This window comes from Actinomyces johnsonii, assembly GCF_006546835.1.
Taxonomy (GTDB): domain Bacteria; phylum Actinomycetota; class Actinomycetes; order Actinomycetales; family Actinomycetaceae; genus Actinomyces; species Actinomyces johnsonii.
Window position 1 is genome coordinate 378,256 of sequence record NZ_VICB01000003.1, and the last position, 13,186, is coordinate 391,441.

Consider the following 13,186-nt stretch of genomic DNA (forward strand, 5'->3'; position numbering starts at 1 on the left):
CCAGCACCCATGAGCCAGTCCGTCAACCACGGGGAGAAGTCTGCCTCCTCGACCGAAGACACCGTCGAGCCCGTCGAGGCTATCGGGCCCTCTCAGTCGACCAGCGCCGAGCCGGCTGAGGAGCGGACCGAGCAGCAGACCGGTGCTGCAGCCTCTCCCGCTGAGGCCGGGACCCCCGACGAGACCCCGACCGTCGACCTCAATGACGGTAGCGACGACGAGGAAGAAACGGATCAGGAGCCCGACGACGAGGCCCAGGACGCGCAGCATCCCGATGAGGAGCCTCAGAACATTTCCGAGGCCGCAGCGGACAACGAGCCTGCCGAGTCCCACCAGGCCGAGCCAGCGACCGCCGAACCGGTGGCGACGCCGGCAACGGTGCGCGTCCCCGATGAGGGCGCCACACCGGCCGAGGTTCTCTCCCCCTACGATTCTCCCCGCGATCTGACCGAAGCGGATGCGGCTGCTCGGCCCTCGGAGGCTGCCGAGCCCGCTGGGCGCACGGCATGGAGGCCCGACTCCGGCACCATGCCGCCATCGATCGCACCGAAGCGCCCCGCCGGCGCGCCATCCCCCTCCGAGCCTGGGAAAGATGTCACCGAGGCTGCTGCACCCGCCGAGGCCGCGGCCGAAGCGAATGCCCCCTACTCGCCTGAGCGGGCCGGCGTCTCCGTCGAGCCTGTGGGAGCGGCGTCCCTCCCGACCACGCGCCCCGAGTTCGCCGCGAAAGCCCAGAAGGCTGCGAAGACTGACAATGCTGTGAAGAATGCCGGCAAGGCGGCCGGTGGACAGGCCGATGAGAAGCCCTCCTCGCGTCGTCGGCGCCTCATCCCGGCCGCCTGCGCCGCCGGATTCGCGGTCCTACTACTCGCCTGGGGCGGCATCGCCTGGTGGACCACCCAGCACATCGCCTCGGGAACCAGCGTCTCCGGCGTCGACATCTCCGGTCTGAGTCCCAAGGAGGCCCGCGACCGCATCGGCAAGGAGGTCGGTGATCGGCTCGCCCAGCCGGTCACCCTCACCGTGGGGCAGGGCCACTCCGAGCTCGTGCCCTCAAGCTCGGGCGTCTCGGTGGACGCCGACGCCTCGGTCAAGCGGCTCACCGGCTTCACCCTCAACCCCCTCACCCTGGGGCACCGCCTGAGCGGCCAGCGCACCGACGCCGTCATCCGGGTCGATGCCGCCACGCTGCGCGGCGCCCTGGAGGACCGGGTGAGCTCGATGGCCAACGGCGCGGTCTCCGCCACCGTGACCCTGGAGGGCACCAAGCCGGTCACCACGCCCGCGAGCAACGGTGTCGGCCTCGACGTCGACGCCTCCCTCAAACAGCTCACCGGCTCCTGGCCCCTGGGCAAGCAGACCATCGCCATGCCCGAGGGCACCGCGATCCCCGCCATCACCGACGAGGAGGCCACGAAGTTCGTTGACGGCACGCTCAAGCCGCTGCTCTCCAGCGGGTTGACCGTCGACGGCGCGGGAACGACCCCACCCGGGCAGACCGGCGGGGCGACGGCCGCGGCCTTCTCTCCCCAGGACATCGCCGGCCTACTGCGGATCTCCTCCGAGGGCGGCACCCTGAGCGCCACCTTCGACCCGACCGCGCTGCACGACGCCGTCGTCGCCAGGATCGGCCAGGTCGAGACCCCCGCCCAGAACGCCACCTGGAAGATCGACGGTTCGGCCGCCGGGGCGCCCGGAGCCCGCCCGCAGTACGTCCCCTCCGCCCAGGGCAACGTCATCGACACCGCGGCCCTGTCCGCGAACCTGATCAAGGCGGGCACCTCTGCCACCGACGTCGCCGGGCGGACCGTGAGCCTGCCGATGGTCGTCGCCGAACCGACGGTGACCACGCCGCAGAACGAGTGGGGCATCACCGAGCCGATCGGCGAGTACGCCACCCCCTACAACAGCGGGGACGCGCCGCGCACCCAGAACCTCACTCGCGGTGCCGAGCTCGTCAACGGCACCGTTGTTAAGCCCGGCGAGGTGTTCTCCCTGGAGCAGACCCTCGGCGAGGTGGACTACGATCACGGGTTCGCCGACGCCGGCGTTATCTCCAACGGCCAGCACGTCGACTCCCTGGGCGGCGGTCTGAGCCAGGTGGCCACCACCGTCTTCAACGCCGGTTTCGAGGCCGGCATGGACGACACCGAGCACCACGCCCACCAGTATTACTTCGACCGCTACCCGGCCGGGCGCGAGGCCACCCTGTGGACCGGCAAGCTCGACGTGAAGTTCACGAACTCCACTTCCAACTCGGTGCTGGTCCAGGCCTGGCTGGACGGCGAGCAGATCCACGTGCGGATGTGGTCCACCAAGTACTACGACGTGTCGATTACTTCCTCGGAGCGCTTCAACTTCCGCCCGGTGTCCACCGAGCGCAAGTCGGGCCCCGGCTGCGAGCCTTACTCGGGCGGCAATCCCGGCTTCGATATCACCGTCACCCGCACCCGCAAGCACGACGGCAAGGCCGTGCCCGACGACGTCATCACCACCCAGTACGCCGCGGACAACGACATCGTCTGCTCCTGACGCGGCCTCAGGGCGCCTCGGTATCCGGAGCTGTTGTTACCTACGACATTCGCGCCGCGGCAGTGACGTAATCGAGGCGTGACGACCCCGAGTTTTCCGCGTGCTGACGGCCACTCTTCCGCCTCTTGGGCCGATGGGCCCTGGAGGACGATACTTGCCTCGACCCCGCCCATCCGCGCGGGAGGTTCCCTAGAGGAGAAAGGACACTGCTGCTATGACGTACGTCATTGCCCAGCCCTGCGTCGACGTCAAGGACCGTGCTTGCGTCGACGAGTGTCCCGTCGACTGCATCTATGAGGGCGAACGCAGCCTCTACATCAACGCCGACGAGTGCGTTGACTGCGGGGCCTGCGAGCCCGTGTGCCCCACTGAGGCGATCTTCTACGAGGACGATGTTCCCGAGGAGTGGGAGGACTACACCCGCGCCAACATCGACTTCTTCGAGCTTAAGGGGCTGGGTTCGCCCGGCGGCGCCCAGAGGATCGGCCCTCAGGACTACGACGACCCCATGATCGCCGCTCTGCCCCCTCAGAACGAGGAGTGGAGAGAGGCCAACGGCTACTGAGACGACGGGAGGGGCGGTACGGGGCTGGAGATGCGCCCGGCGCGTGAGGAAGAATCGGTGCCTGTGAGCACCAGCACGACATCCGAGACGTATCCGAGCCCCCACCTGCCCCGCCGCCTCGCCCTGCCCGACTTCCCCTGGGACTCGCTGCGGCCCTACCGGGAGCGCGCCGCCGAGCATCCGGACGGCGTCGTCGATCTCGCAGTGGGCACACCCGTCGACCCCACCCCCGAGATCGCGCGGACCGCCCTGTCCACGGCCGCCAACGCCCCCGGCTACCCGACGACGGTCGGTGCCCCCGTGGTGCGCGCCGCCATCATCGAGTGGATGGAGCGCCGTCGAGGAGTGGCCGGCCTGAACGACGCCGAGGTCATCCCCACAATCGGTTCCAAGGAGTCCGTGGCCCTCCTCCCGCTCCACCTGGGCGTGGGCCCCGGCGACCTCGTCCTGCACCCGCGGGCCGCCTATCCCACCTACGACGTCGGCGCCCGCCTCGTGGGCGCCACCCCGGTTCCCGTGGACACCGACGCAGACCCCGCCACCTGGGACGTCGCCGACGATGCGCGGGTGGCCGTCGTCTGGCTCAACAGTCCCGGCAACCCCGACGGGCACGTCCTGGATGCCGAGCAGATGGCCCGGATCGTCGCCTGGGCCAGGAGGCGCGGCGCGATCGTCATCTCCGACGAGTGCTACGCCGAGCTCGCCTGGGAGGCGCCGTGGGACGCCGAGCCGATCCCGAGCCTCCTGGATCCCGGGGTCGGGGGAGAGGCGGGCCGGAGCGGCCTGCTCGCCCTGTACTCCCTGTCCAAGCAGTCCAACCTGGCCGGCTACCGGGCGGCCTTCCTCGCCGGGGACGCCGACCTGGTCGGCGCGGTCACCGAGGTGCGCAAGCACACCGGGATGCTCGTGCCGACTCCGGTCCAGGCCGCCCTTGTGGCTGCCCTCGGGGACGAGGCCCACATGGAGGTGCAGAAGGAGGTCTACCGGGAGCGCCGCGAGGTACTCGTGGAGGCGACCGCCGCCGCCGGGCTCGTCAACGACCCGGCCTCCGTGGCCGGCCTGTACCTGTGGCTCAAGGGACCCGAGTCGATGAGCGCCTACGACCTCGTGGGAGCCTTCGCCGAGCTGGGGATCGTCGTGGCCCCCGGCGACTTCTACGGCGAGGCCGGGGCCGGGCGGGTGCGCATGAGCCTGACCGACACCGACGAGCGCGTGCAGGCCGCCGCGCAGCGCCTGCGCTCGCCTGAGGCCGCCGCCCTCTTCGCCGGCTGAGCCGGGCTAGTCCACCGCGGGCCAGTCGGAGGTGAGATAGGCCCCGACGGCGCGGTGCTGGAAACGGTAGGGCCTGCCGCGCCGGATGATCCTGCGGGTCAGGTCGAGTCGCTGCGCGGTAGGGCCTGCCTCGGTGGCCCTCTTGTGGCCGAGCCGCTTCGCGATGTTCGTCAGAGAACGTTCCTCAGGCGCGAGTTCGGCCATCGCCTCGATGAACTCCCGCTCGCGCGGTGGGAGCCGGTCCAGGATGCGCTGAACGTGCGCCTCCGCCTCGCCTGCAGCCTGCCTGCTCCATCCGGTACGAACATGCTCGGCCGTGATGATGCTGTCGGTGCCAGCATGCCAGGCGCATTGTCCGGCGAGCTGGAAGAGGAACGGCTCCCCGCAGGAGAGCTCGACGATGGTGCGTTGAGCGGCGGGTTCCATGAAGATCCGGTCTGCGCCGCCGTCGGCCCTGGTGATGGGCCAGCCCCAGGTGACGAAGGGATGGAGGGCGACCAGGAGCTCATCGTCATCGATAGTGTTCAGAGTGGTGGTCTGGAAGCGACGTGCGAAGGTGGCACCGGATAGGGCTCCGGCCATGTCCGCGAACTCGGGCAGCCCGGTCAGGTAGACGGCGATAGGAAGCGCCGCGCCAACGCTCAGACCGCCGGGAAGGGTCGTGGGTTCCTCGTGAGTGAGGGCGTCGCCGAGAGCGATGAGCAGCTGAGAGCGCGCGTGCTCATCGGTGATGTTCTGGACCTCGTCGATGTGAATCATCACCATGATGTGGCGTTTTGTCGCCGCACGGCCGATCTCGATGAGGAGATCGGTCAGGGCGGTGTAAGGCTCGGGGCCATCTTGGGCGCGCATGGACAGTGAGATGCCCGATGCGGCCACGGACTCAACGCGGCGCAGCAGGTCGCCGATGCGCCGCTCCCTGGCGGCAGGGAGACCTGCTGTGTCGGCGAGGGCCAGCAGAGCTGAGGCGACCCGCTTGATGGGGTCGCTGCCCGACGGGATGCGCAGCTGCGGCGTGACCCAGTCGCCGGACTCCGAGGCCTCACTTGCGATCCGCCGCACCAGTGAGGACTTGCCGGAGCTGGCCTCTCCCAGGATCGTACGGCCGCGCTCGTGGATGCCGGCGGTGCGGCGCGGGCGAAGGGCGTCCCGCCAGTCGCTGAGGTGCTCGATGCGTCCCGCCCACACCAGGGGCACCGTGTCCGAGCCTGGGCTGAACGGCGAGTCAAGGGGAGTCCTCATGATGATAAGTTTATCAACGATCGGCTAACTTGATAAATTTATCAAGAGACGACGGGAGCCCGGTTGGCGTCCACGGTGGGGGCAACGTGACGGGCCAATGAGACGACGGCGTGACAGCACACCCCGTACAGTGTGCGCTGGGTCCGCCGGACACCCAGTGGGCCCAGGCCTCGCCGTCGCGATGCGCGCGGCCCCGAGCCCCAGGAGACATGATGACGAGCACCCCCACCCCCGCCGCCTCGACGGAGCAGCCGGAGCAGAACCGGCCCGGCGTCGTCGATGGCCCCGGCCTGCTGACCCTGGACGGTCACAACCTCGAGCTGCCGCGCACCCGGGCGACCGATGGCGCCGACGGCTTGGGCGTGTCCAAGCTGCTGGGCTCCACCGGCGTGGTGACGCTCGACCCGGGCTTCACCAATACGGCGTCGTGCACCTCGCAGATCACCTACATCGACGGCGCGGCCGGGATCCTGCGCTACCGCGGCTACCCGATCGAGGAGCTGGCCAAGTCCTCGACCTTCCTAGAGGTCGCCTACCTCCTCATCTATGGCGAGCTGCCCGATCGCGAGTCCTTCGAGCGCATGGAGCGGCGCATCTCGCGCCACCGCCTCCTGCACGAGGACTTCCGCGGGTTCTTCACCTCCTTCCCCTCCTCGGGACACCCGATGGCGATCCTCCAGGCGGGGATCGCGGGCCTGGCCACCTACTACGAGGACACCCTCAATCCGCACGACCCCTACGAGCGCGAGCTCGCCACGGTGCTGCTGCTGGCCAAGCTGCCGACGATGATCAGCTACATCGCCCGGCGCGCCATCGGCCTGCCGCTGCTCTACCCCGACCCCCAGCGCTCCTATGTCGAGGACTTCATCCGCCTGACCTTCGGGATGCCCTACCAGTCCTACGAGATCGACCCGGCCGTGGTACGGGCCCTGGACATGCTCCTCATCCTGCACGCCGACCACGAGCAGAACTGCTCGACCTCCACCGTGCGCCTCGTGGGCTCCTCCGACGCCAACATGTACGCCTCCGTGGCCGCGGGCGTGGGCGCGCTGTCAGGCCCCCTGCACGGCGGCGCGAACGAGGCGGTCCTGCGGATGCTGGATACGATCCAGAGCTCGGGGATGAGCACGGCCGAGTTCGTCCGCAAGGTCAAGGACAAGGAGGACGGCGTCCGGCTCATGGGCTTCGGCCATCGGGTCTACAAGAACTACGACCCGCGCGCCGCGATCGTCAAGGAGACCGCCCACGACGTCCTGACCCGCCTGGGCTCCGACGACGGCGACCGCAAGCTCGAGATCGCCATGGAGCTGGAGGAGACGGCGCTGCGCGACGACTACTTCGTCTCCCGCAGCCTCTACCCGAACGTCGACTTCTACACCGGCCTCATCTACCAGGCAATGGGCTTCCCCACGAAGATGTTCACGCCCCTGTTCGCCCTCGGGCGCCTGCCGGGCTGGATCGCCCAGTACCGCGAAATGATCGCCGATCCCGCCAAACGCATCGGGCGGCCCCGCCAGGTCTACGACGGCTCCACCGAGCGCCACTATGTGGCCATGCACCGCCGCAAGCACGACGACGGCCAGTACCCGGACACCCGCGCCGGCGTCCCCAGCCTCGACCGCATCACCAGGGTCTGAATCACGAGGGTCTGAGGCTTACGGCTCACGCCGGTCGCTCAAGGCCGCGGCGGTCCAGACTGGGGACGTACTTTCCCCACGAGGACTGCGTTCTCCCCCAAACCACTGAGGGCGGACCTCAGTGGTTTGGGGGAGAAGTACGTCCCCGACGCAGAAGTACGTCGTCGATCAGAGCGTTGGGCCGTCCGGCGCATGGAGGAGCGGCTGATGACCGCCGAGAGCTCCTGTGGCCGTTTGAGGGAAGCGCCCGGGCTACCTGAGGTAGTCATCCAGGGTGGCCAGTATCGTCGGGGTGACGCGTTCGGCCTTCTCGTTGAGAATCAGGTGGTGACCGGCGGGCAACTCGATCAGCCGCTTCTGGGGCGCCACTAGTCGCTCGTAGACCAAGCGGCTGTAACCGAGGGTGAACAGGGGGTCGCCCGTCGACACGAACGCCACCACCGGACAGGCGATGCTGCCGTCGACGAGGACCGACATATCGGTCGTGAACAGGCTGGATAGGAAGCTCACTGGGTAAGCAGTGCGTCCCAGGGGATCCCGGTAGAACTCGTCGCGCCACTCCCGCTCCGAGAAGACCTTGCTGACGTCGAGGTAGCAACTCATCGGTACCTGAAGCCCGGGCAGCACTCGACCGGCGAGGGCGATGACCCTCCGGATCACTGGGTACGCCACGCCGAGCGCGTTGGGGAAGCGTGTGACCGACAGGGACTCTCGCAAGGGTGTGAACAGAACGTTGTGCGGAAAGGCGGTCCGGATGCGGTGCTCGCCGCCGGCTGCCAGCAGGGTGAGGATTCCGCCCTGGCTCGACCCCATCAGCCCGACGGCGCCGGGGAAACGGGCGCAGGCATAGCCCACCGCGTCCCGGACGTTTCCGATCATGTCGTCGAGGGTGAACCGGTGGATGATCCGGGGGCTGCGCCCATGGGACAGCGGGTGAACGCCGACTACGTGGTAGCCGTGCCGGCTGACCGCGTCTAGGAAGGGGCTGTAGAACAGGGGGTGGGTCATGGTGCCTGGGACGAACACGACTGTCGGGGCCGCGTCCTGCTCCGCCTCCCAGATGGACAGTGTGATGGGGGCTCGGCCCGATTCGATCGAGACCTCCGAGTAACTGGCCAGGCCGATCGAGTGCTCGTTCAGCAGCGTTGCGATGTCCATGCCAGCTACGCCCTCTCAAGGTTGTCAGCGTTTCCGGCCGGTCAGCCTGTGGACGCTCACGCGACGAAGGCTCGTACGGCTGAGCGGATGATCTCGGCCCGCTGGTCGGCCGCAGCCACCAGGCTATCGCCTCAACGGCATGCTGAGGCCGGTGGGCTACAGCCGGGTCAGGTCGATCTTGCCCATCTGCAGGATCTTCTCGCGCGTGGCAGCGTCAGCCATGAGCTCGGCGATGTTGTGGGGGACGACCTGCCAGGACACGCCCCAGCGGTCGACGCACCAGCCGCAGCGCTCGGCCTCGGGCACGGCCGACAGTCCCGTCCAGTAGCGGTCGATCTCCTCCTGGTCCCGGCAGGAGACGATCATGGAGACCCCGGGCGTGAAGGTGAAGTCGTGGAAGGCCCCCGAGTCCATGGCCGCCATCCAGGTGCCGCGCAGCGTGAAGTCGGTGAACATGACGGTCCCCGCCTCCATCGGCCCACCCTCCTCGTAGCGGCGCAGAGCCCCGCGGTGGGCGTCGTCGAACAGGGCGATCCAGGCCTCAGTGGCCTCCTCTGCGTTGGCGTGGTTGGTTCCGCCAAACATGAAGGAGGGCAGGATGAAGGGACGCGGCTCGCCGGCCGGGTCGGTGAGCATGAGTTGCCAGGTCATGCCGAAGCGGTCGCGGACCCAGGCGTAGCGCGGCGAGAAGGGGTACTCGCCCAGCTCCATGAGCACACCGCCGGCGGAGAGCCGCTCGTAGAGCTCATCGAGGTAGGTCCGGGCCTGGTCCTCGTCGCCGAACAGGAGCGGGTCGAAGTTCAGGATGCAGCTGATCGACGGGTTCGGGGCGTACTGGTCGCCGCCGTTGATGAGCGAGAGGCGGAAGCCATGGATGCTGACCGTGGCAGCGAGCCCAGGTGTCTGCTCGACGACGGAGCCCTCGCGGAAGACGTCTGCGTAGAACCGGGCCGCTTCGTCGTCGGCGGCGTCGCACCAGATGGCGGGAGTGATGAGCTGATCCATGCGGACACCGTACCGCGACCGCACGTGCGACGGGGTGCCGCTCCCTTCCAGCCAGGAGCGGCACCCCGACAAGGTGACAGAAGCGAGGGATCGGTGGGTCAGTGCCTGGTGACGGCGCCGGTCATGAGATGACCCTGCGCCGGTAGTGGAGCACTGCTGCGCCGGTGAGCATCCCGATGACCGCCAGGGTCGTCAGCCTGCCCGCTCGGGGTCCCGTATTGGACAAGGACCTGCGTGAGGCGGTGGTGGTCGGAGCGGCAGTGGGCGCTTTGGTGGGCTCGGGGACAACAGCCGGTGTAGGTACCGAGCCGCTATTTGGATCTGGGGTGGGTTGAACGCTAGGAGCACCGCCGTCGGGCGGGCAATTCTCGCCGACGACGCAGACACCGGGCTTGTCCTCAGTGGGGAAGCCGGGGTCGGGGTCGCATTCATCGCCGACGCCGTCATTATCGAAGTCGGACTGACCCCAGTTGTAGACATCGGGGCAGTTGTCCTGGTCTCGTGGCGTGCTGTCGCCGTCGTCGGTGATGTCGACCTGGGTGGTGGCGACGGCAGCCTGGCCGTCGGACTGGGTGACGCGCAGGCCGATGACGCCGCTGAATTCCTCTGTGAAGGTATGGGTGATACGCGGCGAGTTGGCGGTCTCGTCGTAGACGCCATCGCCGTTGAAGTCCCATTCGTAGGAGGTCAGGGACCCCGAGACCGCGTGGGAGGCCGCGGCATCGATGTCGACGGAATCTCCTACCTTGGCGACGTAGGGACCCTGGATCCAGGCGAAGGGCTTGTTGAGCTCGCTGTTGATGGCGTTGTTGACGAGGTCGCTGACCTGATCGGGGGAGGAGGCGTTAGCGGTGGTGCCGGAGCTGGAGGTGACCAGGGTTCGGAACTCGGTGGAGCTGAGATGCCCGGTGTCGATGCCGTAGACGCTGACCGGATCCACTTCGTAGGCAGCCTTGGCCACGGAGGCGGCGGTATAGCCGGTTCCTGGTTCCGGGTCTCGAGGTGGTGCGTCGCCGATGACGACGACGATCTTCTTCACCCCGTTACGCCATTTCATATTGACGGCCTGCATGACACCGCTGTAAACGCTGGCATTGGTATTACCAAAATTTCCTCCCTCATATGTTAACGAATCTAGTCCTTTTTCTAGGGTAGGACCATCGCTGGTAAAGTCAACATCTGTCCGGGCTAAATAGTTGTTGGCGTTGAAATCAGGGTGATCCTTATAGTCGACGAGCGCAAAACGGTATGAAGAAGCGCCTTGCTGTGTTTGTTTGATGATTGTGCTGACTCTCGCCCTGAGGGCGCCAACGTTGTTCTTCATGGAGCCGGTGGAGTCGATGGCGAAGACTATGTCAATGTCGCCCTTTACTCCCAGCATCGGGTTGTCGAAACTGGGGATACCGACCTTCTTGGCGATGAGTTTTGCGATCTCGTCATGGCCGACGAGGTTCGGGTGGTAGAATTCATTTGTGTCCCAACTGCTTTTAGACTGGATGTTACCGTTCTCGTCTGTTTGTCCTTCGGTCTCAAAAAATTCGTTGATCCATCGATGTGGGTTGCGATCTTTCACTGAGGGGTCTGGTTCATGGCCGTCAAATGTATCGATGACTCCGTCGATGTAAGTGACCTTAAGGCTAGGGTGTGAATTATTCCATTCCTGGACGAGAGTCGATTGTATTTGCATGGAGGAGTCACTAAGTGATCGCACTCCGGCCCCTGCATTGTACTCGACACCGTCATCCTTCAGGATGTACTCCCTGTTGGAAGCGAGACGCGGATACCCTACAAGGATAACTTGAGCGTCGTTAGTTAGTTTATCGTCGATTTGTTGAAGTATGGTTAAAGTGTTGGTCTTAACGTTCTCAAGCTGCGTGTTGGCATTTGTGACTTTCTCCTTGCATGTTTTGGCGTCTCGCATTCCGAGAGCGAAGCACTGTTGCACTATGTCGGAGAAATTGACGTCATTGCCGCCGATGGTGAACATCACCAGATTTGTGTCTGCAGACATTTTGTCAATTTGGTTCGTCTTCCCGTCCGTATGTAGGACGTCCGACGTAACACTACCGCTGTAGGCGAGATTTTCAAGGGTAGTGGGGGCTCCTTGGTCATTGAGCCAACGCGTGTATTTGTGTGCCCAGTTATTGTGGCTGCGATAGGATTCTTTGGGGCCATAATAGTCGCCCGCTCCATTTCCGGCAGAATATGAATCGCCGAGCAGTGTCGCGCGAATGAGGTTGTTGGTTTTGACTTCAGCGGAAGCAGGCGGGCTGAGTGGCAGGCTGGTTGCGATGCTAATTAGTGAAAGAAGCGTGATGATGGAGCAGAGTCGAAGTAGTGTTGAAAAGAAAGAATTGGAGATGCTAGAGGATTTGATCCTGTACATGACTGCAGCGTCTTCCGTGTTGGGTGGTGCTGAGAATACTCGATGCGGGTCGAAACGGTGAAACGGCGGATTGACTTATTGAAGAAGATCCTGGATCACTGCGTTTGTCGGTTTTGCGATCTTGCGGATAACATTAGGCATGCTCATGAAAAATCTAAAGAAACTGCTACAGTATTCAGTCGTTCCTTTGGAATGTTCGAATCATTCTCTGTGTTGGCGGTCAGTGTCAGTCGCATGTAATCATCTCCAGCTCGGTTGCGGTGTCGAGCCAGCCATACATTAGATGACGATATGTCGGTCTCTTCGACCCATCCGTTTTTTTCCGCATATCTAATGAATGATTTGTGAAGAGATGCTATGTCACCATTTTCTCCTTGAAACCATCGAGTTAAGGAAATATGTGGATCTTCGATCGAGAACCATTCGGTGGGCTTGGTCTCCTCTGTTTCGATAGCCTTATGATCAAGGATCGTTTCGGCGCCCATGGGGTCGTTCCGCAGTGCTCGCAGTAACTTTCCATCTTCTGTGAGGGGTCCTCCGGGGCGAAAAGACCATAATCCGCCGGCGAGGAGGAGTCCTCCGGTAAGGCTAAGGCATCCGACTCTTATCAGAACTCGTCGTCGAGATGGGCGCGAAGGCGGGCCAGTGGATTCTGAAGAGGAGTTGGAGGTACGAGGGGAGCCGTGAGATCGCGGGGCTGGTGGAGGCATGTCACAATTGTATAAAAACTAACATCGAAGTGGCGAGTATCTTACATGCTGACGTTCGTCAGTGCTAGTGTTTGTCTGATGTCTGGTCTCTCCATTTCCCGGGGCGTGTTCCCTGTATGTCTCACATGTCTGCGGCAGTCGCAGTGGCCTGCATTATTTTGCACGATTTCATGCTGACAGTGTTGTTCTCACGTCATTTCACCGATCTTAGTTTACGTAAAGGTGATTTCTAACTGTATTGTAGAACGCGAAGATGTCGCCGTGCGTTTCTATTGAAATACATTTAAAAATACGGATGATCGGTAATCTTTGATCTCGACTCAGTCGTGCCAAAGGTCGGCAGCATTTAAATTTCGGAACGGATCTGTGTCATGCGATCCGATGTCTGAATCGATGTTGAGGATCATGTCATCGGGCGTTTCTGTGCCTCCGTGTCGGCCGATCCAAGGGTCGGTTGCGGATGGTTTGGGATCTTTCGCCCACCTGTGGCTCCCCGCATGGTCGATGAAGAGTGCCATGAGTTCCTCGGGTGACCTGCTTGCGTAAGGGGGCAGGTCCTGTTTTCGAGAACGTGGGACAGGGGCGGGGTGACAGGGCAGTCGTGGTGGAAGATGGCGTCGGCGGCGTGACCTCGTTGGTGACGGGATTGAGTAGACGACTTCATCGTCACCGTGCGGGT

The 13,186-nt window shown here is 64.7% G+C and carries 10 protein-coding genes; 4 read left to right on the forward strand and 6 right to left on the reverse strand.

The features are described from left to right. The first annotated feature begins 9 nt into the window (after positions 1-9). The 3 genes from FK256_RS02245 to dapC all read left to right on the forward strand — a co-directional run bounded on the left by FK256_RS02245 (position 10) and on the right by dapC (position 4,369). Complete coding sequence (locus FK256_RS02245; protein WP_141423529.1) at positions 10-2,532, forward strand: VanW family protein; 2,523 nt, start codon at positions 10-12, stop codon at positions 2,530-2,532. Positions 2,533-2,746: 214 nt separating this feature from the next. Next, entirely contained in the window at positions 2,747-3,097 is a 351-nt protein-coding gene (gene fdxA / locus FK256_RS02250) for a ferredoxin (RefSeq protein ID WP_009234178.1), read from the forward strand. A 24-nt stretch (positions 3,098-3,121) separates the two neighbouring features. Next, positions 3,122-4,369: a succinyldiaminopimelate transaminase gene (gene dapC / locus FK256_RS02255; RefSeq protein ID WP_141423530.1), complete on the forward strand. Its 1,248-nt coding sequence runs from the start codon at positions 3,122-3,124 to the stop codon at positions 4,367-4,369. A gap of 6 nt (positions 4,370-4,375) precedes the next feature. Here dapC and FK256_RS02260 read toward each other — a convergent pair whose 3' ends face one another. Continuing rightward, complete coding sequence (locus FK256_RS02260; protein WP_141423531.1) at positions 4,376-5,611, reverse strand: AAA family ATPase; 1,236 nt, start codon at positions 5,609-5,611, stop codon at positions 4,376-4,378. Between the two features lie 212 nt (positions 5,612-5,823). On the opposite strand from FK256_RS02260, the gene FK256_RS02265 reads away from it, so the two are divergent. Then, the gene (locus FK256_RS02265; protein WP_009234175.1) at positions 5,824-7,248 is read left to right on the forward strand and encodes a citrate synthase; all 1,425 of its coding nucleotides are present in this window, start codon (positions 5,824-5,826) and stop codon (positions 7,246-7,248) included. A gap of 252 nt (positions 7,249-7,500) precedes the next feature. Here FK256_RS02265 and FK256_RS02270 read toward each other — a convergent pair whose 3' ends face one another. The 5 genes from FK256_RS02270 to FK256_RS02290 form a co-directional block, all read right to left on the reverse strand. After that, positions 7,501-8,406: an alpha/beta hydrolase gene (locus tag FK256_RS02270; RefSeq protein ID WP_141423532.1), complete on the reverse strand. Its 906-nt coding sequence runs from the start codon at positions 8,404-8,406 to the stop codon at positions 7,501-7,503. 156 nt (positions 8,407-8,562) lie between these two features. Beyond that, complete coding sequence (locus tag FK256_RS02275; protein ID WP_141423533.1) at positions 8,563-9,411, reverse strand: VOC family protein; 849 nt, start codon at positions 9,409-9,411, stop codon at positions 8,563-8,565. A gap of 121 nt (positions 9,412-9,532) precedes the next feature. Beyond that, entirely contained in the window at positions 9,533-11,797 is a 2,265-nt protein-coding gene (locus tag FK256_RS02280) for a VWA domain-containing protein (protein ID WP_141423534.1), read from the reverse strand. Between the two features lie 143 nt (positions 11,798-11,940). Beyond that, positions 11,941-12,282, reverse strand: coding sequence for a hypothetical protein (locus tag FK256_RS02285; protein ID WP_021608412.1), 342 nt, complete (start codon positions 12,280-12,282; stop codon positions 11,941-11,943). A gap of 545 nt (positions 12,283-12,827) precedes the next feature. Continuing rightward, complete coding sequence (locus tag FK256_RS02290; RefSeq protein ID WP_141423535.1) at positions 12,828-13,025, reverse strand: hypothetical protein; 198 nt, start codon at positions 13,023-13,025, stop codon at positions 12,828-12,830. Positions 13,026-13,186: the final 161 nt, after the last annotated feature.